Raw genomic sequence first — 23,783 nt, 5'->3', positions numbered from 1 at the left:
GGTATCAAGAGTACAATTAGTTTAGTTTTTTTTGGACTGTTAGTTTAGCATTTGCATAGTCAGCTTATCATAATTATTTATGCGAAAATGAATTATTGGGGGATATTTTTGTTTTCTATGCGTCTAATAGATGTAAAGAAAAAGCTGGCCGGCATGAAAAAGAGGTGGTATTTAAATGACAAAAGAACAACTGGGAAATCTGGTCCTGGATTCGGAAAGACAATTATACTCAACTGCAAAAACAATCTTATTCAGTGACCAGGACTGTGCAGATGCTATCCAGGAGACAATTGTAAAAGCTTTTTCCAAAATAGACACATTAAAAAACGATAAATATGCCCGTACCTGGTTGATCCGAATTTTGATCAACGAATGTTACAACCTCGTACGTAAGTCCAGTAAGTTTATTTCGTTTGAAGATCTGGAGGACAGACTGGAAATGGAATCAGAAAAGTCAAAGGATTACAGCGAATTGTATGCCGCTGTAAATTCCTTAAAAGAGGAGCTGCGTTTGCCCGTTATTTTGTATTACATAGAAGATTTCAGCGTAAGAGAAATCGCCCAGATCCTTGAAATATCGGAAGGTGCTGTTCAGAAGAGACTTGCAAGGGCAAGGGGAAAATTAAGGCAGGAATTGCAGGAGGTGCTGGTATGAGATTAGAAGATATGAAAAGCGATATTCCCGAAACACCGGATTTTATCCATAAAATGATTCAAAATGAGGTTGCAAAGCAGATACAGGATACAAAGGTGATGAATCTTCAAAGAAGAAAAACATGGACGATTCCCAAAATCGCAGCTGTAGCAGCTGCTTGTACGCTGGCAGTTTCCACAGCAGCATATGCAGGTGTAAATCTGTATCACTGGTTTCTGGAGAAGCAGGGCGCTTATGGTGTAGCGGTTAAAATTGATGCCGATAGCATGGCAAAGGAAACCATGCTTCCAGATGAGGTTCCAAAGGTAAATCTGTTTGCCAGATACATTCCAAAAGGCATGAGCTGGAATGACGAGTATCATCTTCAGTATCCGGAACATGAACAGACCGGCGGGTTTAGCTTTGCATCTGTTCTGTTGGATAAAAATGATCTGGGACAGGTTGTGCAGGATCAGAATGTTATTGATAGCGAGGAGCGTACATTTGGAGAATATCAGGGAGTATACCTAAAGTATAATAGCATCGCCAAAAGTGGAACTTTTAACCAGAGAATTTACCTTGTCTGCCCGGATTTATACCGTGTGATTATGATCTACATAGGAGATGACGTATCAAAAGAGGATGCCATAAAGGTGGCTGAGAATCTGGTGATTACGGGAAACACAACTATGGTAAAAACTGCCGGGATGCCTACCTGGAGTGAAGACATGATAGCTGAAAAGATAGAAAATGATGATGATGAAATAATCACTTCTGTAAATGAGAAGGAGCTGCCTGTTTACCAGATCGGTGACACCTTTGATCTGAATGCGACTGGGGAAGACACAAATGGTGAGTATCTGACGAAAACCATTTCTGCAAAGGTGGATTCCATCCAGATCGCAGATGACCTTCAGCTTCTTGAGCCTGACAAAATACCGGAGGAATGGACAGAAGCAATTGGGGCTGATGGAAAACTGTCTGCAAATACATTGAATTATGTAAAATCTGGTGATGGAATCAATTCCCTGGATGAGATTGTGAAGTCAGAAGCTGTGAACCAGAAACTGGTTTATGCCACAGTGACCTATACAAACAATTCAGATGAGGAAATCGACCATATGCTTTATCTTGGTGCTTTGCTAACCATGACAAAGGAAAATGGAAGAGTACAGATTTACGTTCCAACGGAACAGTCCGGCGATGGCTATGACCGCATCACCTGGGATGGCATGGCAAAGACCGGAGAAATGGTTTATTATAATGTCTCTGAAAATTATGGCAATGGCGGAAACTACATTTCCTCTATAAAGCCAGATGAAAGCGTGCAGCTGAACATGGCCTGGATCGTAAATGAAAATGACCTGGAAAATCTGTATCTTAATGTAACCGGTGATGGAGCCTCGTATGAGTTTTCTGAAAATATACTAAAAAATGGACTTGTAGATATTCGCAAATAATAGTTTAAATATGTAAAAAACGAAGCAAATTAACCATTTCCGGCAGTCAACAGCTGTCGTGTTAAAAGTCCCGGAATGCCAGTAATGTGGATTCCGGGACTTTTGGATAAAAACTAAAAAATGGTTGTCTCACGTTTAATTAGAGTGGGTAGTACTGTTTTGTGAATGGGGGTCTCCATAATAGCTGGGCGACGCTTTTTACGGTTTTTCATCTGCATGACGAGGATATCCATGGCTTCTTTAGTAAGAACATCGATTTGCTGATGTATCGTGCTGAATGGTATAAGGTATTCTGACGCAATCGGTGAATCGTCAAAACCAACAACCTGATAGGTTGGAGGTAATTCTCCGTATTTCTTTAGAACCAAATTTAAAAAAATAGATGCCAAAGGATCCTGACGCAGGACTTTCACTTATTCGAATCTATGATCAACTGAAAAATTATATTGGAAAAGAACTTTACTTTGTGATAGAAAACGGAAATGAAACAGGCTTTTCTTTTATCAATGTGGATGATTTCAGGACTTCTATGACGGAAAAATATGCCCTGCTCCGATACGAAGTTATGATGCCAAAGCAATCAGGCTACCGGATGGGACAAGTATGAATCGAGCAAATCATATATTGCTGGGCTGGGCAGAAACACGAAATACCAATGTAATTGATCCTGCCACCAATGAAGATGCTTACGCACAAATAATTTATATGCCAGGTAGTTCATATCCGATTCAGGATAAAGATGTTACATTGTATGCAGTTTAGGCACAAAACAGTGGAACGCTGATGGAAGATATTACGATTGCGGTAAGAAATGATGGCAAGGTACCCTCAGAACCCGCCATTTAAATAGCGTTTTTCGAAATCAGAAATGAAATCGAGAAACGCTTCTTATTTCCGCAATTTTGCTTCGTCCTGTAAATTTCAGTGTACCTATTCTTTTGGGTCAGATCATATCGTAAAGGAAAATTATTGGATTAAACATAATTTTACTGGCTGTAATGATAGTGACAATGAAATTCTTTTACTATATTCTGATAATGTAAAGATTGCATAATATTGATTGTGGAAAGGGGGCAGCAGAATGAAGAAAAGGATATTGACTGTGGTGATTGCAATCGCAATACTGGCAGGAATTGCGGTACCGGTAAGGGCAGAAGAAACTGTTCCGGAAGAAGCCGTGGAGTGCCTGACAGAGATGCCTTATGAAGCATTACCGGAAGAAGAGTTTGAGTTTGATGAAGCAAGCAGAACGATTACTGCGTATATCGGAACATCTGTGGATGTTATTATACCGCGTACGATTGGTGGTGTGCCGGTAGAAAATATTTCTTATAATGCTTTTGAATGTGCAAGAGATTATGTGCATTCGGATATGGCAACCAATCAGAAAGAAGGCGAGTGGCTGCCAATGCGCTGTCTGATTCTGCCGGAGACATTGAAGTCTATAGAGGACAGTGCTTTTACCCACTGCCATGATCTGGAAACTGTGATTTGTTATGCACCTCTGGAAAATACGAATAAAGGTTTATTTGAGGAATGTAAGGGATTGAAAACAGTGATTTTTGTGAACGGGGTTGGAGAGATGGACAATTACCTGTTTAATTACTGTAAGAATTTGAAGACCGTATGGTGGAAGGGAAAGGTAAACAGAATCGGGGTACAGTGTTTTGGAGCTACAGGTTTGGAGCAGTTCTGTGTGAATGCGAAGAATATTGACAGTTGTGCATTTATCGGATGTGAAGATTTGAAGGAAATACACATTCGCAGCGGAGTTGAGAATCTTAATATGACAGCATTTGCAATGCTGACAGGAATCGAAACAATTTGTCTGGAAGGGATTGATCCAGATGTAATGGAAGCAGACTGGGTGAACTTACAGAACAGCACAGTTACTATCATGGTGCCAGAGGATACTACTGATGAACAGCTGCAGCTTGTGATTCAGAAGTTTGCCAGTGCATATATAATTGTAAATAAATCCCAGGTACAGAAGGACAGCTGCCAGCTGTCGGATGATCCAATGCCGGATATTGATGGCATAGTTGGTGAATATGGTATTTAACCGAATCAAGTAGCGAAGCGGACCTGGAATATCCGCTTGACAGGGAAATCTGATTAACCGTCGAGGTACATTAACATTGTATGCATGAAAAGATCCCAGTAAAGTGGAGGCGTTTTAGCCATTCGCTTTGCAAAGGGATCTTTTTCTGATTTGCATACTCAAATGTCTGCAAAAACAGGTTATTTTGATCCGAAGAATATAGAATAGTTAAGCTATATATGATAATATAAAGATATCATACACATAGGAGCTTCGATAATTTGAACACAGGTCACGAAGCGACTGCGTTCATGAGCAAGTAGCAAAGCGGACCTGGAATATCCGCTTTACTTTCTCAGAAAGGAAAACAAATGAGAAAAGCAATCGCATATGCATCTGTGCATCATGGAAATACAGAAAAATTAGTAAAGCGCATAGCAGAAGAGTGTCAGGTTGATTTGATTGATGCTGTAAAGCAGCCAAATGCAGATCTGAGCAGCTATGATATGATTGGTTTTGCATCGGGAATCTATTTTTCGAAATTTCATCAATCATTATTGGGATTTGCGGAGAAAAACTTACCAGACAACAAAAAGGTATTTCTGATTTGTACTTATGGTGGAAATGCGAACTATAAATCCATAGAGCAGATTTTGAGTAAGAAGCATTCTAAGGTAATTGGAAAATTCGGATGCAAGGGCTATGACACATTTGGTCCATTTAAACTGGTTGGTGGAATTGCAAAAGGGCATCCAGATGCTGAAGATATTAAAAATGCAGTTGAGTTTGTAAAAGGATGCCAGATAAAACATGGTTGATAGTATTTCTTGATTTTAGAGATGGAAATATTGCGATTGGGGAAGGAAAATGAGGATAAATTAATCTGTTAAAAGGAGAGCGAAAATGATGATCAGAGACGCAAAAGAAAAAGACATTCCGAGAATTCTAGAGTTATTAAAACAGGTGCTGCAAATTCATGCAGATATAAGACCTGATATTTTTATTCCGGGTACAACAAAATATACCATAGACGAATTGAGAGAGATTTTGAAGAATAAAGAAACACCAATATATGTTGCAGTAAATGAGGCTGATGTTTGCGTAGGGTATGCATTTTGTCAATTACGGGAGCAGCCTTTTTCAAACAATATGGTTCCATTTAAATCTCTTTTTATTGATGATCTGTGTATTGATCAGGAAGCACGAGGTCAGCATATTGGTGAAAGCCTGTTTGAATATGTAAAAAACGAAGCAAAGCAGCTGGGCTGCTATGAAGTGACATTGAATGTATGGACAGGAAATACTTCAGCAGAAAAGTTTTATGAGAAAATGGGGATGCGAACAAAAGAAAGACAAATGGAATACATATTATAAGTCCTGTTTTTATGGTATTATTAAAAAACAATGTGGACTGGATATCAGATGGAGGGACCTATGACAGAAAGAGAAAAAATGCTGGCAGGAGAACTGTACGATTGTGGAGATGCGGAACTGCTGACACAATGGCATAAGGCAAAATATCTGGTAAGAGATTATAATCAGATGAATTCTGCGGATGCAGATGAAAAAGAACGAATTCTGAATGAACTTCTTGGCGGAAAAGGCAAAAACTTATGGATAACGGCTCCTTTTTACGTTGACTATGGTAATAATATCTACTTCGGAAATAACTGTGAAGTAAATATGAATTGTACCTTTCTTGATGACAATATAATTCGTATCGGTGATAATGCCTTAATTGCACCGAATGTACAGATTTATACGGCATTTCATCCGACAAATGCCATAGATCGCTTCGGGATACCTAAAGAAGACGGATCATTTGAATTTTGTAAAACACAAACAGCACCAGTTATCATTGGAAATAATGTATGGATTGGTGGCGGAGCTATTATTTTACCGGGCGTTACCATCGGGAATAATGTTGTGATTGGAGCAGGCAGTGTTGTAACAAAAAATATTCCCGACAATGTGATTGCTGTAGGCAGTCCTTGCAGAGTGGTCCGTAGGAATCAGTAACAAACATGTTTTATCCAGATAAATATACAAGTGGGAGATATTATGCCTGAAATACAGAAGAAAATTGAATTACTACAGAAAATTGCACATCGATTTAATGAGGCAAATATAGAGTGGGCTTTAGGCGCATCTATGCTGCTGTACTTTAAAGGGATTATTTCAGAATTTCATGATATTGATTTAATGATCTCTGTTCATGATGCTGAACAGGTCCGGACGATTTTATCAGAAATGGGAGAACTTCACACACCGATTTGATTTCCGGTATTATTGCAGTTATATCGGTATTGGTAGGAACTTATATGACGTCAAGTGGAATCAAAAACTGTAAATAAAAGATTTTAGGGTTAGGAGGGATTAAAAGAACTATGAGCAAAAGATTGCTGGTAGAGCAGAAGCATACAAAAGCGGGAATAGAGTTTATCAAAGAAGGTCTGGAAGAGTTTGGCATAGAGAAAAAGCAGACCATAAAGACAATGCTTTTAGTAGAGGAAGTATTGGTGAAATTAAGGGAGCATGCCAAAGACCCTGATGAAAAGATCTGCATTATTTTGAATAAAAGGTTTGGCAGGGTATATGTGAATCTGTCACTCCGTGGTGAGAAATTCCAGTTTATTTATGGTCATACCATAGAAGAAGTACTGGACCAGGAAAATGATGATCTTCAGAGCGCACAGGAAAAAGAAGAAAAAATAATCCGGGATGTCCTTCTCAAGGCGAATGAAGAAAGACTGCGCTATAAAAACAAGAACAACATGAACCTGGTAGAAATTACAGTACAGAAAAATCCCCATGCCATGGTATTACATACAATGCTGGCTTTAATAGCTGCAATCGTAATAGGTGTATTGATGAAAGTGTTTGTACCTTCAGGCGTGAACGAAGCACTGAACAATACTATTTTTACATCTATCAGCACAATGTTCCTGAATGCTTTGAAGATGATTGTAGGCCCGGTAGTATTTTTCTCCATAGCATGCTGCATTTCCCAATTTGGAGATCTGAAAGAAGCCGGACGTATTGGTGGAAAAGTCATGGGCTTTTACCTGCTTACCACGGTTCTGGCAATTCTTACGGCAACAGGTGTGTTTGAATTATTGAAGCCAGGTAATCCAGAGCTTGCGGCAAAACTGGCTGGAGATGCAGCTACGGTGTCGGTTTCGGATGTAAGTATTTCAATCAAGGATACAATTGTAGGAATCATTCCGGCAAACTTTGTAAAACCGTTTTTAGATTCCAACATGATGCAGCTCATCTTTTTGGCAGTTCTGATTGGAATTGCATTAGAGAAGATCGGGGAGCATTCCAGATTATTAAAGGATATATTCGAAGCATGCAATGACCTGTTCCTAAAGATTACAGTGATGCTGGTACGTTTCATACCTGTTGCAACCTTTTGCTCCATTGTATCGGTTGTATTAAAGACAGGACCGGATGTGCTGTTGTCCATGCTGGCCATGCTGGGAACTTTTGCAGTAGGAATCGTGGCGATGATCACTGTATATTGTATATTACTTGGAGTAATCGGCCGTTTGAATCCGATTCCCTTTTTGAAAAAATACAGTCCCACAATGCTTCAGGTGTTCGGCATGGCTTCCAGTAATGCGGCGATCATTGTGAACATGGATGCCTGCGAGAATAAACTTGGTATATCAAAGAAAATCTATTCCCTGTCTATTCCCCTGGGGGCAACGGTAAATATGGACGGAACCTGTATATATCTGGTGATATTTGGCATGGCACTGGCAAGAGTTTTCGGTGTTGATATCAACGGTGGAATGATGCTGTCTATGTTTTTCTCCGTGTTTGTTCTTTCTGTAGGTGCGCCAGGAGTTCCAGGAGCGGGGCTTGTATGCCTGTCTGTACTTCTGACACAGTTGAATGTTCCGCTTGCAGGAATCGGACTGGTCATGGGACTGGACTCCCTGCTTGGAATGATGCGTGCAATGAGCAACAGCCTGGGCGATGTGACAGCATCCCTAATTGTTGCAAAATCAGAAAAGAAGCTTGATATGGAAAAATATATGAGTTAGTTTGAAGAAACTATAAAAAATAGGTATTAAGCTTTCGTATAGAAGCTACATGCCAATCCATGGTTTATGTCAGGTACATGCACTTGCTTATAATATATTTAATTAGTTTAGATGATTGGCGTTATCTGCAAATATGAGAAAACAACGCATAGAATTTCTCCAATTTTTAAATTTTCGACGACGGTCAGGACGGTGATTTATACTACAAATACCATTGAATCCCTGAATTCTACCTACCGGAAACTGAATCGCCAGAGAAGCGTATTTCCAAGCGATACAGCTCTATTAAAGGCTCTGTATCTTGCCACATTTGAAGTTACCAAGAGATGGACCAGTACGATCCGGAACTGGGCACAGGTGTATGGTGAACTGAGTATTATGTACGAAGGGCGCCTTCCAGAGTAACGAATAAACAGGCGAATAAGACGGGCGGAAAACCGTCTGCTCTCACAAAGTTCTTCCTCAGCTTAGCATCCCATTTCCTTCGTATGCCACGCCCCCACGCAGTGAATAGCCCCTCACGTCCCCTTTTCCGACGCGGAGACGTAAAGTGGTGTCATGAGCAGGAGTTAAGGTGTAGGTGACATTCTTCCCCTCCCATTTAAGATCCACGCGGATGTTTCCGCGGGCAATGAACCCCGTGGCTTCCCCATTTCTCCAGGAGGGTGGGAGCGCAGGGAGAAGGACAAGCTCTTCTCCCTGGCTTTGAACCAGGATCTCGGCAACCGCAGCACTGTAACCTAAATTTCCATCAATCTGGAACGGTGGGTGGGCACAAAATAAATTGGGATAGATGCCACCTCTTCGTATTCCCATTTCTTCCATTGGATCTACTACATAAAACAGGTTTTTCATAATTTTCTCCACATGAGCGCCATCTTCCATACGGGCCCACATCAGAACCTTCCAAGCCAGACTCCATCCGGTTCCCTCATCCCCCCGAAGTTCAAGACTTTTTCTCACTGCTTTATATAATTCTGGTGTCTGTGGAGTAATGCCGCAGCCAGGATGAAGCTCATAAAGATGAGAAACATGGCGATGATGCACATCCTGTTCTGGAAATTCCTGGTTCCATTCCAGAATCTGTCCCTTGCTTCCAATAGCAGTAGGTACCATGCGCTCCAGCGCTTCCAGCACATCACACATTATCTGATTCTGCAAGTCAAGCGCTTCGCAGCCTTTCACATAATCCTGAAACAGATTCCTTGCAATGGCCAGGGTATTTTCGCTGTATTCTGCCACGGAACAATCCTCATAAAATAGATTTTCCGGTGAGGTGGCGGGACAGATAGCAAGTCCCTGATCTGTTTCCTGAAGCTGAGCCAGACAGAACCGCACATTTTCCTCAAGTATAGGCATGATTTCTTTCAAATACTCTTTATCTTCTGTAAATAAGTACTGGTCGAACAGATTTCGGCAGAGCCATGCCTCTCCAAAAGGCCAGAACGCCCACACCGCTTTTCCTGTTGCAGGAGAAGTTTTACCCCAGATATCCGTGTTGTGAAAACAGGCAGTTCCTTCACAGTTAAGCAGTTCTCTGGCGGTTTTCTGTCCATTTTTAACCAGCGCTTTGCAAAGATTTACCAGTGGTTCCTGCATTTTGGCAAGATTCAGAGGCCCTGTCATCCAGTAATTCATTTCGGTATTGATATTTACGGTGAAATCACTGAACCATGGTGGAATAATATCATTGCTCCAGATTCCCTGCAGATTGGCAGCCTGGGTCCCTGGTCTGGAAGATGAGATGAGCAAATATTTTCCGAAAGCAAACAGGATTGCATAAAGCTCCGGGTCAGATGCGCCCTCATGAAATGTTACAAGACGCTCCCGCAGATCATACTGAGAAGTTTCAGCAGAAATCTTCGGTACATCATCCCACAGTCTCAATGAAGTTCTCCCATAAAAAGACCTGTATTCCTCTACGTGCTCGTTCAGCAGCTCTTCAAATGGTTTTGAAAGTTTTTCTAAATCGGCAGCCAGCATATGATGAATTTGGGCATCGGAATATTGCTCAGTATATGCTTTGTCAAATCCCCGGAAGCTGGTACGGATTGCCATACGGATTTCCACCCCAGTTACATGCTCCAATAGAATTCCATCAGCAGATCCAGTAGCCTTTCCACCTTCTGCAGTTACGCACCCTTCTCCTATAAAGTGTACACCCTGAAGCTCTGGTTCGTCCGGGAAAAGAAATTCTTCCGGTTTATTTTCCTTAGTAACTTTCAGTCCGCTTCTTCCTGGACAGATTCCGGTAAGCGTGAAATGATTTTCCGTATAATTTTTCTCACGGATAAAGGCTCCGTCACAGTGGATCAAAATAGAAAAGGGCCGGCTGCTTTTAATCTGATACACAAGTCCCTGAGCCGGTGCGCTGATAAAGCAGGTACGTGTAAGCTTAGCGCCATTTCTCACATAGCACTCAGAAGCCACAGCCCGATCTAAATCCAAATGCCTCTCATAATCTGTCACAGCTGTATCTGAATCCGGCGAAGCACCTGCAACTGTATCTCCATCAGCATCATAATTATCCTCCACAAAATCCAGATGCAGATCCCCAAAGGGCAGATAAACCTGTACATCCTCAGCTTCTTCCAGCTTTTTTTCCATAACCTGTTTTGCTTCTTCATATTTCCCGGCTTTTGCAAGCTCCCGGGCTTGCTTCACTACTTCAGGGGAAAGTCCGGTCTGTCCGCTGTAAGGAGAGCCTGACCATAAGGTATCCTCATTTAACTGTAATACCTCATGTTCCAAAGCTCCGTGAATAACCGCTCCCATTCGTCCATTTCCCAGTGGAAATCCCTCCAGCCAGCATTTTGCCGGATTTTTATAATACAATTCCATATATTTATTCCTTTCATTATGGTATATTGGTGTTATGATCTGTCTACTGATGATACCTCTTTCCATATTCCGATGGCGAAATTCCCATGCATTTCTTAAACAGCCTGCTGAAATAAAGCTGATCATCAATTCCTACCATGGAAGAAATCTCTTTCATGGACATGGTATTCTCCTTGATCAGGGTTGCGGCCTTGCGTATCCGCAGATTATTCAGATAATTGGTAATGCTTGTGCCAACCTCAGATTTAAAAATCCTGCACAGATAACTGGAGCTTAAATTTACGTTTGCAGAAATAGAAGACAGGGTCAGCCTGTACATGTAATTTTCCTCCATATACTCCAGGGTTTTCGCTACATCAGTTTTATAGTGTCCCTCATTAGAGGAAAATTCCCGGAACACACTTCGCGCTTCCTCGTAATTTTCCAACATTTCCTGATAGGGCATATCCGGTGCAAAGGACTGGTACATGGTAAAACGATTGTATAGCTTTTTTACCAGCTGTTCCACCTTAATTTCACTGTCGGACAGCTCCGTCTGGGAAAAAACAACCAGTGCGCTATAATCGTTCAGCACCAGAATATAGGGCTGAAGCACTCCCTGAACCGCATCCAGGATCATATCCCGCAGAAGACTCCCGGAGATGGAAAATGCGTCATTAGATAAATACTTCTCAAAGGTTACATAGCAGACGGCACAGGAAGCTTCCATAAATGCAAGTCTGGTTTTAGCATGCTGTCCCATAAAATCTGAAAGCTTTACATCCTTCTGGAAAAATTCCAGCAGCAGCTTTGATATATCCTCTTCCTGATCCTTTTTTTCGGTTTCCCAATTTCTGGGCACTTTGTCCTTTAATTTTTCTACCGTTTTATTCAGACAGGCAAGAAGGGTATCTGGCTGGATCTTAATTTTCAGCAGATAATCTGCCGCACCAAGCAGCAGTGCACTTCGCACAGAATCAAAATCCTCGTAATTGCTAAGTACCAGAATTTCTCCCGGACAATTCTTTTCCTTTAAAGTCCGAATCAGCTCAAGCCCGTCCATCCCAGGCATTTTCAGGTCTGTGATGATCACATCCGGATGATGCTGTTCGATCAAAGGCAATGCCTCAAGTCCATTTGATGCCGTTCCGCAAATAGAAAAGCCATGCTCCTCCCAGGGCAGGATGGAACGAAGCGCAATTTTTACAATAGGCTCATCATCCACAATCAGTATACTGTACATGTATCGTCCTTTCTGACCAGAGCGTGTTTGAAAAAGGCTCTAGTTGTGTATTTTATGAAAGCGTGTCCGCATAAAGCTCCGGCAGGGTCAGGGTACAAGTAGTTCCTTTTCCCGGCTGGCTGTTAATTTTCAGCCCGTATTTTCGTCCGAAATTCAGCTGGATCCGGTCATTTACATTGGCGACGCCAATCCTTTTCCGCTCCGGGTGAGGTGCCAGAGCGTCAACTGTCACCTCAAAGCCTTTGCCGTCATCAGACAGTTCGATCATTACATCCGCATTTTCCCGCCAGCAGGTAATCTGAATCTCCATCACCGTGCCATTATCTGACGAACCGTGCATCACCGAGTTTTCTGCCAGAGGCTGCAGAATCAGCTTTGGAACCAGGCAGGAGAGCAGCTCATCCTCCTCCACATGGAAAGAATATTCAAAGCTTCCTGCATACCGGATCCTAAGAATGGAAAAATAATTTTCCAGATTTTCCAGTTCCTCCTGAATCGTAATATATTCATTCTTATTAGTAAGAGTATTCTGTAAAAGACTGCTTAGCGCCTGGATTCCGTCACTTACAATCTGATCCTTATGCATGGCAGCCACAAACCGAAGACTGTTCAGAGTATTGAAAAGGAAATGAGGATTCAGCTGATACTGAAGCATCTGCAGCTCCAGCTCTCTTTTTTTCTTTTCCTGAGTCTTCTGCTGGTCCATCAGATGTTCGATGGTATCTGCCATATGATCCATGCTGCCGGAAAGCCGGGAGAGTTCATCCTTATGCTTGTCCTGAATACGCACAGATAAATTTCCTTCGGAAACCTCACTGCAGAATTCCAGCATTCTTTTAATAGGAGACATAATTCCCTGATATACCATGGCTACAATTACGATGCATAGTAAAACCAGAAACACTACCACCACAAGAATCTGTTTCAGCATGGCATAAACCTCTGAATTGATATAGTGGTAAGGCATGGTATATACAAACAGCTGATTCAGATTTTTATTAAAAATATAGGTCACCAGCTGTTCCTCTCCATCCTCCTGAATACTAAAGGAATCGGTTTTCTTTGGAAGCCTTTCCTGGATTTTTTTCAGAAGCTCCTCATTAGTTTTCTCCCCCAGGGCGATACTTCGGTTCCAGGAAGAGAGCACCGTTCCATCCAGATTCATATACATAATATTGGAAGAATCTGACAGTCCCACAGGCTCCAGTACCGTCTTGGAAAAGATTTTTTCTTCAATAGAAATCAGAGTGTATCCGATCACCCGGCTTTTGGAATATTGCTCGTAAATCCTTCTTCCGAGAACCAGAATATTTCTGTCACGGTAAGTATGTGCATAAGCCCACACATCCTGTTCCTGCTCCTCAAGCTGCGATAGGATCCGGTCCACATCTTCCTGATAGAACCCGTCATAGCCCAGATCATAAAAAATATTTCCATCTGTATCATAAACAGTAATATTTTTCGCCTGAGCAGGGTAAATGATCTTGCTCCGGATCATCTTCTGGATTTCGATAATTGCCTGATTCTTTTCCATATCAGTCATATCTTTTTTCAGAAGACCTTCCTTGATTTCCTGGCTGATACAGATGGAACCACACAAATACTGATATTTCTCGACTTCACTTACCATATTCAGATTGATCATGGACAGGGTCTGGGAAATAGATGCAGAAAGCTTCTCTTGAAGTGCCGCGGAAAATATATGAAAAGAATAGCCGCTGATTCCTGCTAATGGGATAATAGAAATCATCAGAAGGGCAATTACAAGTCTTGTTTTGATGCTGAATTTACGAAATCCCTGAAAATGATGTTTTTTTTCCATGGAGGCTCCTCCTGTTGCTGACCACTGACGGGTATCTGTCAAAATATTATTATTTTCATTCATTATACAGGAAAAAAACAGAATAATCTATGTAAAAAGCAAAAGATGAAAAAATAATACATATATGCTGCAAGAAAATCCATATCAGATATTATTTACAAGAAAATGTTCCATAATGAGAATTGTTTTGTTAATTTACGACAAAAGATTTTTGCACTATAATAGCATCATCAGGCAAACGTAATAAAAGCCAACAAGAAGGAGGAAACAACCTATGAAAAAAAGATTTGCAGCATCTGCAATGATTCTTGCCATGAGTGCAGCTACTGTACTTTCCCCGCTCACAGCATTTGCGGAAGCAGAAGAACAGGAACTGAACATTGCCATTTTCCAGGGTGGATACGGAGATGCTTACTGGAACCAGATGGTAGAGCTTTTCGAAGAGAGCCATGAGGGCGTGAAAGTAAACATGACTATTAGCCCGACTATTGGTGATATTATCCGCCCACAGATCGTAGCCGGAAACGCACCGGATTTTATCTGCCTTAATGATGGCGCTGAGGATGGCGTAATCCTTTCCCTGATCAAAGAGCATGCGCTTCTGAACCTGGACGATGTATTTGACGGAGAGAACTATGCAGGAACCGGAACTCTTCGGGATGATATTACAGACGGTATTCTTTCCAGTACCAAATGTGCTCCTTACGGAGATGGCGAAATCTATCTTGCACCATTTAGCAGCGGTCCGCAGGGTCTGATCTACAACAAGACCTTTTTCGATGAGAACAATCTGGAAGTTCCAAAAACATGGGACGAGTTTTTTGCACTTGGCGATACCTTAAAGGATATTGACGGACGTGCTCTTTTTACCTATCAGGGAATTTATCCGGGATATATGGAAGAAATGCTCTGGCCGGCAATTGCAAATGAATGCGGCGAGGAAGCTCTTACCAAGATTGCCAATTATGAGGAAGGCTCCTTCAACAACGAAGGTGTGTTAAAGGCTCTTACCCATATCAAAGAAATTGCAGAGAAAGGCAACCTGTTAGAGGGTACTGTAGGTATGAACCATACTGAGTCCCAGACAGAGATGATGCTTGGAAAAGCTGCATTTATCACGAACGGAACTTGGATGGAAAATGAGATGCAGGATGCTCCAAGAGAAGACGGATTCGAGTTTGCAATGGCTCCGATCCCAACCGAGAATGCTGATGATGTGCATTATGTATTTGACAGCTGCGAGCAGTTCTCTATTCCGGCAGCTGCCAAGAACCCAGAGCTTGCAAAAGAATTTCTCCGTTTCCTGTACAGCGATGAATCCGTATCTGCTTTTGCAGAGGCTTCCGGTGCCCTCTATGCTACCAAGAGTGCCCGTGAAGTAGCAAAAGATAAGCTGTCTACTGCAATCTACAATATGTACGGAATCTACGAAGAGGCAAATGCTTCCTCCCTGATCATGAGCTTTGCAGCAGTTCCGGCTGACTGCAAGATCAACCCGAAAGATGAGATTTTCAACCCGATCACTTCTGTTATGAACGATGAAATGACAGTAGAAGAGTGGGCACAGAACGTAGAAGCTGCTTTCGCACAGGTTCGTGCTGATATGGAAGCTGCCAACTAAACTTCATATGCCAGCCGGATAAAAACGGTAAAGCATGGAAAGGCTGCTGCACAATGTATGCGGCAGCCTTTTGTAACCCTAAATAGATATATTGCCAATCGGTGATGTCATCCACAGTTATTCAATATTTAAATTTAAAGAGGTGAGCAAGCGTGGTAAAAAAGCCCAGATTATTTATAGCCCTGTGTACGCTTCCTGCATTGATCTTAACCATTGTTTTTATGATTGTCCCTATGGTAAATGCCATTTATCTGTCTTTTACCAGTTCCACTGCACTTAGCGTAGGCTTTAACAGCAAATTTGTATTTTTGGATAATTACAGGTATATGTTCCAGGATAAGGATTTTCTTCAGGCACTGTTTAATACTCTTAAGCTGATGCTGGTAATCCCGGCTGTGACCATATTTCTAAGTCTTGTATTTGCATTTATCCTTACTCAGGGACAGCTTAAGGAAAAGTCATTTTACCGGACCGTATTCTTTTTCCCAAGTATTGTTTCCATGACTGTAGTTGGTATTGTGTGGTCCTTTGTGTTTAATCCCACAAGAGGAATTCTGAATCATATACTGGATCTGTTCCATCTCTCCACCTGGAAACATGCATGGCTTGGAGAGGGAAAAACAGCTCTCTGGTGTATTGGTGCGGCCTTGGTGTGGCAGGCCATTGGTTATTACATGGTCATGCATGTGGCTTCCATTGATGGGATTTCCCAGGAGGTTTATGAAGCTGCTTCCATTGATGGCGCAACAGGAGTGCAGAAGTTCTTTAAGATCACCATTCCGCTGCTTCGCAGATCTATTGGAACGACCTATATACTTTCCCTGTCTGGTACTATCAACTTAAGTTTTACCCTGTCCAATGTTATGACAGGTGGAGGACCAAATGGTGCTTCCAGTGTACTTTTACAGTATATGTATACCCAGGGTATGCGAAACGCCAATTTTGGATATGCCATGGCAATTGCCATGTTTACCCTGATTCTTGCAATCGTGCTTGCAATGATTTCTAAAAAAGTATCATCTGAAAAAGAATAGGGAGGGAGACTGATGAAAACTGTAAGAACCTGGTGTATCAGGATCCTGATGATTCTGTTTACCGTTATCTTTTTGTATCCGCTTTTCTGGAATCTGATGTCTGCGTTTAAGACAAATGCAGAATATCTGACAGATCCTTATGCATTGCCCGCAGCTTTGAATCTGGATAATTTTGTGGCAGCATGGCAGAAAGCAAATATCGCCGCTTATTTTGGAAATTCCATATTTGTGACAGTGCTTTCCACTGTATTGCTTCTGCTTTTTGTCATTCCCATCTCTTATGTACTGGCAAGATACCGTTTTGTGGGCAGCAGGCTGATTTCTACGGTCTACATGGCTTGCATTTTTCTGCAGGCTACTTACATTATGATTCCTTTGTTTCTGGAATTACAGGCTGTGAACGGATTAAATAACCTGCCGGTATTATGTCTTGTTTATGCAGTTATGCAGTTTCCTTTCTGTATCTTTACCTTGCAGGGATTTATGTCTGCGGTACCAAGGGATTATGAGGAGTCTGCAAGAATTGACGGTGCTACTAATATCCAGCTGTTATTAAGAGTTATGGTGCCTCTTGCAAAACCCGGAATCGCTACCATTACCATGTTAAGTGCCATGGGCTTCTGGAATGAATATCCACTGGCACTTGTTCTTCTTACGGAAGATGCAAAGAAAACCCTTCCCATCGGTATGGCAAATTTGTTTGAGGTGCAGAAATATGCTACAGACTGGGGTGCCCTGTTTGCCGGACTTGTAATCGTTATGATCCCAACAATTATTATCTATCTCATTGGACAGAGATATCTGCTTCAGGGAATCGGTGCAGGCGGGTTGAAGGGATGAAACTATTTTTTGCAGCTGTCTGCATAGTATCTTCTTTCTGAAAAATATATGAAAATTAAAGGAGAAATCATATGCCAACTGATCAGGAATTAATAAAAATTGTTCCCTCCCGCCGTCAGCTTGCCTATCAGGCAACAGAGTTTTATGCGTTTTTTCATTTTGGAATGAATACATATACCAATCGGGAATGGGGAGATGGAACGGAAAATCCGCAAATTTTTAATCCTACAGAGTTTGACGCAGACCAGTGGGTGACTGCAGCACAAAATGCCGGCATGAAAGGCGTAATTCTTACCTGTAAGCACCATGACGGTTTCTGCCTGTGGCCTACCAGATATACCAGTCACAGCGTTGCAGCAAGCCCATGGAAAAATGGCAGGGGAGATGTGGTTCGGGAAGTGTCCGAAGCATGCCACCGCCATGGAATGAAATTTGGAATTTATCTTTCCCCATGGGACCGCAATCAGCCTTGCTATGGAAGTGGAAAAGAATATGACGATTACTATCTGGCACAGCTGACTGAGCTTCTCACCGGCTATGGGGATATTTTCAGTGTCTGGCTGGATGGTGCATGTGGGGAAGGACCTAATGGGAAAAAACAGGTCTATGACTGGAATCGCTATTACGAATGTGTTCGAAAATATCAGCCAGACGCATGTATCTGTGTGTGCGGGCCAGATATCCGATGGTGTGGAAATGAAGCTGGCGATGTAAGAAAATCTGAGTGGAGTGTTGTTCCTGCGCGTACAGCACTTGCAGAGAGTGTACAGGAAAGAAGCCAGCAGACCGATGATGAGGAATTCAGAATGCGCCGGATTACCAGTGATATGGAAGATCTTGGAAGCAGAAAAGCGCTTGAAGGTGAAACGGATCTGATCTGGTATCCGGCAGAAGTAAATACTTCTATAAGACCTGGATGGTTTTATCATCCAGAAGAAGATGATCAGGTGAAAAGTCTGGAAGAGCTGGTTCATATCTATATTGGGGCTGTTGGAGGAAATGCAACCTTTTTGTTAAACATTCCACCTATGCCAAACGGACTTCTTCATAAAAATGATGTTAAACGTCTGGAAGAATTTGGAAGCTGGAAAAAGAAATCTTTTGCTCATAATTTAATGAGTACAGCACATGTTTTTTCGGAAAATGAAGATCCAGCGCATCCGGCTTCCAATTTGACAGAGGATACTTTGGAAGCATGGTATCAGCCTGAAAGCAGTGAGCTGCCAGTAGAGATAACGATTTGCCTGGACGACTCATACAATTTGGGGTATCTGGTATTAAAAGAGGCTGTCTGCTATAGCCAGAGAGTAGAAAAATATGAGGTATTTGTTAAAGAAGGGGAAATATGGAACAGTATTTACACAGGAACGGTAATTGGCTATCAGAAGATCATTCCTGTTAAGGGGAAAAAAGCCAGGGAAATGAAAATTGTTTTACATGATTTCCGTGTACTTCCGCTTCTAACGTTTATTGGGATTTATCCGGAAAATACCTGAGCGGTTAAGTATTGTTTTATATTATTTCATAAATTAAATAAATAATTATTTATAAAAATACCCTTTAGGAGTAGAAATCATCCTAAAGGGTATTTTCCTCTTAAGCGATATACAGGGGAGGGGTGGTAGTTTCTACCTTAAGAGGGAAACATATGGCAAGTACAACGCCATATGATTTTCGAGTACATAATACGCTTGACGTAGAAATAAGTAAAAACTATAATTGATATAGCTGGAATAAACATATGATACGCCAAAAGAAAAGGAAAAATATTATGGACGTTAACTTCGAGTATTATAAGATCTTTTATTATGTGGCAAAATACCACAACTTTACCAAGGCGGCTCAGGCGTTAAACAACAGCCAGCCTAATATTACCCGGGCCATGAATTGGATTGATTTTGCAGTAGTTTCCACTCCGGCAGAGGTGGATTCCCCATTGAAACAGATCATGCTCATGCCCTTTCAGGAGATCCTGGTTGGTGGCACTACTTTTACCGCCCTTGGCAGCCAGGAGCTTTCCCTTCGGGAGGTAAAGAACTATCCGATGATTTCTCTTGGGCGGGAAACTATGACCTATAAATTTTACAACAGTGTATTTTTATCTCATGGCCTGGATCTTTCCCCGGATACGGAAGCTGCCACTGCGGACCAGATTCTGCCTCTGGTAAAATGCGAGCTCGGGCTTGCATTTTTACCCCAGCCAATGGCCGTACCTTCCCTTTTGAAAAAAGAGATCGTACAGATTCCATTAAAAGATGAAATCCCGGAGCGCCAGATCTGCCTGGTGTATGACAGCCAGCATCCTATGGGAGCTGCGGCAAGAGAACTAAAAAATACAATTTTATTGAATTGATTACATAAAAGAGGTGAAAGCGGAATGAATCCATATGTATCAGTAATCTTGACAATAGCAGTATGTCTTTTGCTATTTGTTTTATGGATTATATATGAAAATTATAAAAATAAAAAGCGTATCTTGACTAAAATTCGAAAAAACTGGGGGAAGCCGTATACCAGGCAATATGAGCCTGGCGATATTGAGCAGATTTCCCATTATTTTAGACGAAGAGAAAAAGAAGGCTTTGCAATAGACGATATTACCTGGAATGATCTGGATATGGATCGCCTTTATAAGATGGTAAATCAGACGATTTCTTCTCCTGGGGAAGATGTGCTTTATGATATGATGCGAAGACCGGTATTTTCTCAGGCTGAAATAGACAAAAGAGATGAGTTGATAGATTTTTTTTCCCAACATGAAAAAGAACGGGAGCATATGCAGCTGCTCCTGTCGCAGATTGGAAAAACGAGATTAGGTTCTTTGTCGGATACGGTATTGGCTCTTAAAAGTTCTCCTGAGGTAAAAACAGGAATCCATTGGTTTATGTTGATACTGCTGGTGTTGAATGTTGCAGTGCTTTTACCTGTGAAGCCAGTAGTTGGCTTTTTTTGCTTCATGGTCTTAATGATAACAAATATTACAATTTATTATGCAGGCAATGACCGAAAATTAATCGAAGCTTACCTGGATTGTTATGCACACTTGCTTCGAATGTTATCTGTTGCAGAAAAAATAAAGAATGTGCAATGGTCAGAAACAAGAAAGCAGATGTCTGCTATTGCAGAAGCCAGAGCGGTGTTTAAGGGTCTTAACCGGAAAGCAATTTTTTTGACCAGTAAAAATACAGATGGAGGAGATCCGGCACAGATTCTTATGGACTATATCAGAATGCTGACTCATATAGACATTCTGGTTTATAACGGTCTTTTGAAAAAAATTCAGGACAAAACGGACTCTATTTTGAAGCTTATTGATAATATTGGAGAACTGGACGCGTGTATTTCCATTGCGTCTTTTCGGGAACTTCTTACGCTTTGGTGCAAACCTGAGTTTAAAAGCTGGGAAAGTGGTGTCACGCAGATTGAAATGGCTGTAGAAGATCTGTATCACCCACTGCTTCAGGAGGCAGTTGCCAATAGCTTTCAAGTAGCCGGAGGAACTTTGGTAACCGGTTCTAACGCATCCGGAAAATCTACATTCCTAAAAAATGTTGCAATGAACAGTATTCTTGCCCAGACGCTTGTTACCTGTACTTGTTCATCCTACCAGGCACCGTTTTTGAAAGTTATGACATCTATGGCATTGCGGGATGATATAGAGAGTGGAGAGAGCTATTTTATTGTAGAAATCAAGTCGCTGAAACGAATATTGGAAGAAAGTAAGAAAAGGGAGCCACTTTTATGTATTATTGATGAAGTGCTTCGAGGTACAAATACGGTTGAGAGGATTGCTGCTTCATCCAGAATTTTAAATGCACTTCGGCAAAAATGGGTGCTGCCTTTTGCAGCTACTCATGACATAGAACTGTCGTACATTTTGGATTCCCAGTATGAAAACTATCATTTTGAGGAAGACGTACAGGAAAAAGAGGTGGTATTTTCCTATGTCCTGAAAAATGGAAGAGCCACATCCCGAAATGCGATTCAGCTTTTGGATATGTTAGGTTATGACAAGGAAATTGTAGAGGATGCACGAAATGCGGCATTTAATTTTGAAAATAAAGGAATCTGGGATGCCTTATAAATTCAGCAGATCATGTCTGGAAACAGTAATGTCAATGCTGCGTGGACTTCGGAAGAAGGAGAACAGTTCGAGTATATGTATCGGCTGTTCTTTTTTTATTTTTAAGTGTTAAAGCGGTGAGGTTTTTCTTGTGTAAAGTGGAGCGATGGAGTATAATAAAATAGGTTTTTTGCAGAATTTTAAAAGCTATAATAAGAAAATCGGCAAAACAGACGAAAGTCTGTGACGCAAAGCTACAGGGCCTGTAAAATGGCAGCCAGTTGCATGAACTGATGTGCACTGTCTGTGAGACAGTGTTTTTTTACGGTGTTACTTCATAGATGTAACAATAATAATTTTATTTGAGAGAGAAAAATATGAAAATCAAAAAAGTACAAAGTGTATGTCTTATTTTGGCATGTGTGGCAGCAACAGGACTTATAGGGTGTGGGAAAACAGATGAAACATCAAAGAAACACGAAGCAATTACTTTTATGGCTCCTTATCTGGAGGTGGACAGCTTTATAGAAGAGGTGCATAAAACATATCCAGAGGTTAATCTCGAAGTAATCACGTATAGCGGGTCAAATACAACAACCTATCTACAGAATATGTTAGAGGCAGATGATCTTCCGGATATCTGCACACAGACTTTTTATAAGCCAGATGTGGTGGATGTCAGTGATAAGATGATTGATCTCTCCGGATACGATTTTACAGATAATTATGTGGAATCACGTCTGAAAGAGGTATCCGATGAGGGTGCACTTTATATGCTTCCATCTTTGTACAACTGTTATGGAATCACTTATAATAAAACACTGCTTGAGCAACATGGCTGGAAGCTGCCAACATCTTTTACAGAGCTTGAAGAACTTGCAGGCAAAGCAAAAGAAGCAGGAGTTACGTTATGTATGGCACAGATTCAGTATCCGGGTTCTGCCTTCCAGTATATATGTAATATTGCGGATGCGGGATTCCTTGGTACCTTGTCTGGAAAGCAGTGGCAGAAAGATTACCTGTCAGGAAAGGCAAATGTCAGTGACACGGAAGGCATGATGGACAGCATGGAATATATCCAAAAATGGAAAGACATCGGTATGTTTGACAGCAGCAACAGTGATCCGATAGATGATAGTAAAACAAGAGAAGCTTTTATAAAGGGAAACGCACTGTTTCTATTGGGACCACAGAATGGCATTATGGACTCAGAAGATACAACGGACAAATTTGGTCTGATGCCATACCTGTCTGAAGATGGAAGCCAGAATGTATTTATTTTAAATGTAAACCGTTTTTACGGATTGAATAAAAAGTTGGAAAATAATCCGGAGAAACTTGAAGATGCATTAAAAGTCATGAAGGTGCTGTCTACGGTAGAAGGAACCAGTGCCCTGTATCCGGAGAGCACATTAAAAGCAGGACTACTTCCTTTTAAAGATGCAAAGGCGGATGATACCTACTATGCAGATATTTCGGATTTTATCAATGCAGGGAATACGACACCGTTTATTTATTCTGGATGGGAAAATACGATTGTAACTACCGGAACCAAAATGCTGGAATTCATGCAGGATAAGGCATCAATAAAGGATGTAGCAGATCAGCTGGATGAGGATCAGGACAGCGTGGTAAATAATCAGCCGGAAGTGTTCACAACAGCTACAGAGGAAATCTCACAGGAAAGCTGTGCAAAGCTGGTGGGCAGATGCTTTGCCGAGGCGACCGGAAGTGACATTGCTCTTATATCCCTTGGAACATGGATCAGTGGAAATGGCACTAACCAGAACAATGGTGGCGTGAGCGGAAAACTGTATGCAAAGAATATTACAGACTATGACATCTGTACCATTCTTCCGACAGGCTGGTCACAGACAATCCAGACGGTCAGATTAACAGGAAAACAGATTCAGGATTTATATAAAGAAGGATATGATGCAGCCGGTACAGGAAACAATTATCCTTATGTGCTGGTAAGTCCGATGGAGCTGGAAGATGAGAAGACTTATCAGGTTGCAATTTCCGGAATCAGTGAAAAACTGGCATCAGAAACAGAAGTGACAGACAGTGGTATTGTAGGTATGGATGCGGCAAAAGAATTTTTTGGGCAATTTAAGACTTTAAGTGAAGCAGACGCTGAATGGAAATAAGCG

The 23,783-nt window shown here is 41.5% G+C and carries 22 protein-coding genes and 1 riboswitch; of the genes, 18 read left to right on the top strand and 4 right to left on the bottom strand.

What is annotated here, in order from left to right; genetic code table 11:
* Window positions 1–175 precede the first annotated feature (175 nt).
* Together AB5706_RS04405 and AB5706_RS04400 are read left to right on the top strand one after the other, a co-directional pair.
* Window positions 176–655 carry a sigma-70 family RNA polymerase sigma factor gene (locus tag AB5706_RS04405; protein WP_148462033.1) on the top strand — a complete coding sequence of 160 codons (480 nt, stop codon included), beginning with the start codon at window positions 176–178 and terminating at the stop codon, window positions 653–655.
* Window positions 652–2,094, top strand: coding sequence for a hypothetical protein (locus AB5706_RS04400; protein ID WP_173771423.1), 1,443 nt, complete (start codon window positions 652–654; stop codon window positions 2,092–2,094). Before AB5706_RS04405 ends, AB5706_RS04400 begins: the two co-directional genes overlap by 4 nt.
* 113 nt (window positions 2,095–2,207) lie before the next feature.
* Here AB5706_RS04400 and AB5706_RS04395 read toward each other — a convergent pair whose 3' ends face one another.
* A complete protein-coding gene (locus AB5706_RS04395; RefSeq protein ID WP_148462035.1) occupies window positions 2,208–2,507 on the bottom strand; it encodes a substrate-binding domain-containing protein in 300 nt (99 codons plus the stop codon).
* On the opposite strand from AB5706_RS04395, the gene AB5706_RS04390 reads away from it, so the two are divergent.
* The 9 genes from AB5706_RS04390 (at window position 2,477) to AB5706_RS04350 (ending at window position 8,592) form a co-directional block, all read left to right on the top strand.
* Window positions 2,477–2,701, top strand: coding sequence for a hypothetical protein (locus AB5706_RS04390; protein WP_173771425.1), 225 nt, complete (start codon window positions 2,477–2,479; stop codon window positions 2,699–2,701). The genes AB5706_RS04395 and AB5706_RS04390 overlap by 31 nt on opposite strands.
* Window positions 2,698–2,856 carry a hypothetical protein gene (locus AB5706_RS04385; RefSeq protein ID WP_173771427.1) on the top strand — a complete coding sequence of 53 codons (159 nt, stop codon included), beginning with the start codon at window positions 2,698–2,700 and terminating at the stop codon, window positions 2,854–2,856. The genes AB5706_RS04390 and AB5706_RS04385 overlap by 4 nt, the downstream gene beginning before the upstream one ends.
* A 319-nt stretch (window positions 2,857–3,175) precedes the next feature.
* Window positions 3,176–4,156 carry a leucine-rich repeat domain-containing protein gene (locus AB5706_RS04380; RefSeq protein WP_173771428.1) on the top strand — a complete coding sequence of 327 codons (981 nt, stop codon included), beginning with the start codon at window positions 3,176–3,178 and terminating at the stop codon, window positions 4,154–4,156.
* Window positions 4,157–4,506: 350 nt separating this feature from the next.
* A complete protein-coding gene (locus AB5706_RS04375; protein WP_173771430.1) occupies window positions 4,507–4,953 on the top strand; it encodes a flavodoxin family protein in 447 nt (148 codons plus the stop codon).
* Between the two features lie 85 nt (window positions 4,954–5,038).
* Entirely contained in the window at window positions 5,039–5,509 is a 471-nt protein-coding gene (locus AB5706_RS04370) for a GNAT family N-acetyltransferase (protein ID WP_148462037.1), read from the top strand.
* A gap of 60 nt (window positions 5,510–5,569) precedes the next feature.
* Window positions 5,570–6,154, top strand: coding sequence for a sugar O-acetyltransferase (locus AB5706_RS04365; RefSeq protein ID WP_173771432.1), 585 nt, complete (start codon window positions 5,570–5,572; stop codon window positions 6,152–6,154).
* Window positions 6,155–6,196: 42 nt separating this feature from the next.
* The gene (locus AB5706_RS04360) at window positions 6,197–6,412 is read left to right on the top strand and encodes a nucleotidyltransferase domain-containing protein (RefSeq protein ID WP_173771434.1); all 216 of its coding nucleotides are present in this window, start codon (window positions 6,197–6,199) and stop codon (window positions 6,410–6,412) included.
* A 110-nt stretch (window positions 6,413–6,522) separates the two neighbouring features.
* The gene (locus AB5706_RS04355) at window positions 6,523–8,187 is read left to right on the top strand and encodes a dicarboxylate/amino acid:cation symporter (RefSeq protein WP_173771436.1); all 1,665 of its coding nucleotides are present in this window, start codon (window positions 6,523–6,525) and stop codon (window positions 8,185–8,187) included.
* A gap of 114 nt (window positions 8,188–8,301) precedes the next feature.
* Window positions 8,302–8,592, top strand: a complete 291-nt coding sequence (locus AB5706_RS04350) for a transposase (protein WP_313718794.1) — start codon at window positions 8,302–8,304, stop codon at window positions 8,590–8,592.
* 57 nt (window positions 8,593–8,649) lie between these two features.
* Here the strand turns inward: AB5706_RS04350 and AB5706_RS04345 are convergent, their stop codons facing one another.
* The 3 genes from AB5706_RS04345 to AB5706_RS04335 are packed head-to-tail and all read right to left on the bottom strand — an operon-like array spanning window position 8,650 to window position 14,072.
* The gene (locus AB5706_RS04345) at window positions 8,650–11,028 is read right to left on the bottom strand and encodes a glycoside hydrolase family 95 protein (RefSeq protein ID WP_173771437.1); all 2,379 of its coding nucleotides are present in this window, start codon (window positions 11,026–11,028) and stop codon (window positions 8,650–8,652) included.
* A 43-nt stretch (window positions 11,029–11,071) separates the two neighbouring features.
* Window positions 11,072–12,250 carry a response regulator transcription factor gene (locus tag AB5706_RS04340; RefSeq protein WP_173771439.1) on the bottom strand — a complete coding sequence of 393 codons (1,179 nt, stop codon included), beginning with the start codon at window positions 12,248–12,250 and terminating at the stop codon, window positions 11,072–11,074.
* 52 nt (window positions 12,251–12,302) lie between these two features.
* Complete coding sequence (locus tag AB5706_RS04335; protein ID WP_173771441.1) at window positions 12,303–14,072, bottom strand: cache domain-containing sensor histidine kinase; 1,770 nt, start codon at window positions 14,070–14,072, stop codon at window positions 12,303–12,305.
* Window positions 14,073–14,346: 274 nt separating this feature from the next.
* Here AB5706_RS04335 and AB5706_RS04330 point away from each other — a divergent pair, with 274 nt between their 5' ends.
* From AB5706_RS04330 to AB5706_RS04300, 7 genes are all read left to right on the top strand, one after another.
* Window positions 14,347–15,693: a carbohydrate ABC transporter substrate-binding protein gene (locus AB5706_RS04330; RefSeq protein ID WP_173771442.1), complete on the top strand. Its 1,347-nt coding sequence runs from the start codon at window positions 14,347–14,349 to the stop codon at window positions 15,691–15,693.
* 152 nt (window positions 15,694–15,845) lie between these two features.
* Complete coding sequence (locus tag AB5706_RS04325; protein ID WP_173771444.1) at window positions 15,846–16,727, top strand: carbohydrate ABC transporter permease; 882 nt, start codon at window positions 15,846–15,848, stop codon at window positions 16,725–16,727.
* Between the two features lie 12 nt (window positions 16,728–16,739).
* Complete coding sequence (locus tag AB5706_RS04320; RefSeq protein ID WP_173771446.1) at window positions 16,740–17,567, top strand: carbohydrate ABC transporter permease; 828 nt, start codon at window positions 16,740–16,742, stop codon at window positions 17,565–17,567.
* Window positions 17,568–17,638: 71 nt separating this feature from the next.
* The gene (locus AB5706_RS04315; RefSeq protein ID WP_173771449.1) at window positions 17,639–19,063 is read left to right on the top strand and encodes an alpha-L-fucosidase; all 1,425 of its coding nucleotides are present in this window, start codon (window positions 17,639–17,641) and stop codon (window positions 19,061–19,063) included.
* A gap of 275 nt (window positions 19,064–19,338) precedes the next feature.
* A complete protein-coding gene (locus AB5706_RS04310; RefSeq protein ID WP_173771451.1) occupies window positions 19,339–19,920 on the top strand; it encodes a LysR family transcriptional regulator in 582 nt (193 codons plus the stop codon).
* Between the two features lie 123 nt (window positions 19,921–20,043).
* On the top strand, window positions 20,044–21,651 hold the full coding sequence (locus tag AB5706_RS04305; protein ID WP_173717799.1) for a MutS-related protein: 1,608 nt from the start codon (window positions 20,044–20,046) through the stop codon (window positions 21,649–21,651).
* Window positions 21,652–21,843: 192 nt separating this feature from the next.
* Window positions 21,844–21,919, top strand: a riboswitch (cyclic di-GMP riboswitch).
* Window positions 21,920–22,007: 88 nt separating this feature from the next.
* Window positions 22,008–23,780, top strand: a complete 1,773-nt coding sequence (locus AB5706_RS04300; RefSeq protein WP_148462050.1) for a 5'-nucleotidase C-terminal domain-containing protein — start codon at window positions 22,008–22,010, stop codon at window positions 23,778–23,780.
* Window positions 23,781–23,783 lie beyond the last annotated feature (3 nt).

Source organism: Ruminococcus sp. RTP21484sp1_RTP21277st1_D2_RTP21277_210401 (assembly GCF_040924225.1).
Classification (GTDB): Bacteria; Bacillota; Clostridia; order Lachnospirales; family Lachnospiraceae; genus Blautia_A; species Blautia_A faecis.
Note: the sequence above shows the minus strand (reverse complement) of the source record. Positions and strands in the feature narration are given on the sequence as shown.

What these genes read in the sequence shown, in the direction of transcription:
- AB5706_RS04405 (WP_148462033.1), top strand. Translation starts at nt 176, where the DNA reads ATGACAAAAGAACAACTGGGAAATCTGGTCCTGGATTCGGAAAGACAA.
- AB5706_RS04400 (WP_173771423.1), top strand. Translation starts at nt 652, where the DNA reads ATGAGATTAGAAGATATGAAAAGCGATATTCCCGAAACACCGGATTTT.
- AB5706_RS04390 (WP_173771425.1), top strand. Translation starts at nt 2,477, where the DNA reads ATGCCAAAGGATCCTGACGCAGGACTTTCACTTATTCGAATCTATGAT.
- AB5706_RS04385 (WP_173771427.1), top strand. Translation starts at nt 2,698, where the DNA reads ATGAATCGAGCAAATCATATATTGCTGGGCTGGGCAGAAACACGAAAT.
- AB5706_RS04380 (WP_173771428.1), top strand. Translation starts at nt 3,176, where the DNA reads ATGAAGAAAAGGATATTGACTGTGGTGATTGCAATCGCAATACTGGCA.
- AB5706_RS04375 (WP_173771430.1), top strand. Translation starts at nt 4,507, where the DNA reads ATGAGAAAAGCAATCGCATATGCATCTGTGCATCATGGAAATACAGAA.
- AB5706_RS04370 (WP_148462037.1), top strand. Translation starts at nt 5,039, where the DNA reads ATGATGATCAGAGACGCAAAAGAAAAAGACATTCCGAGAATTCTAGAG.
- AB5706_RS04365 (WP_173771432.1), top strand. Translation starts at nt 5,570, where the DNA reads ATGACAGAAAGAGAAAAAATGCTGGCAGGAGAACTGTACGATTGTGGA.
- AB5706_RS04360 (WP_173771434.1), top strand. Translation starts at nt 6,197, where the DNA reads ATGCCTGAAATACAGAAGAAAATTGAATTACTACAGAAAATTGCACAT.
- AB5706_RS04355 (WP_173771436.1), top strand. Translation starts at nt 6,523, where the DNA reads ATGAGCAAAAGATTGCTGGTAGAGCAGAAGCATACAAAAGCGGGAATA.
- AB5706_RS04345 (WP_173771437.1), bottom strand. Translation starts at nt 11,028, where the DNA reads ATGGAATTGTATTATAAAAATCCGGCAAAATGCTGGCTGGAGGGATTT.
- AB5706_RS04340 (WP_173771439.1), bottom strand. Translation starts at nt 12,250, where the DNA reads ATGTACAGTATACTGATTGTGGATGATGAGCCTATTGTAAAAATTGCG.
- AB5706_RS04335 (WP_173771441.1), bottom strand. Translation starts at nt 14,072, where the DNA reads ATGGAAAAAAAACATCATTTTCAGGGATTTCGTAAATTCAGCATCAAA.
- AB5706_RS04330 (WP_173771442.1), top strand. Translation starts at nt 14,347, where the DNA reads ATGAAAAAAAGATTTGCAGCATCTGCAATGATTCTTGCCATGAGTGCA.
- AB5706_RS04320 (WP_173771446.1), top strand. Translation starts at nt 16,740, where the DNA reads ATGAAAACTGTAAGAACCTGGTGTATCAGGATCCTGATGATTCTGTTT.
- AB5706_RS04315 (WP_173771449.1), top strand. Translation starts at nt 17,639, where the DNA reads ATGCCAACTGATCAGGAATTAATAAAAATTGTTCCCTCCCGCCGTCAG.
- AB5706_RS04310 (WP_173771451.1), top strand. Translation starts at nt 19,339, where the DNA reads ATGGACGTTAACTTCGAGTATTATAAGATCTTTTATTATGTGGCAAAA.
- AB5706_RS04300 (WP_148462050.1), top strand. Translation starts at nt 22,008, where the DNA reads ATGAAAATCAAAAAAGTACAAAGTGTATGTCTTATTTTGGCATGTGTG.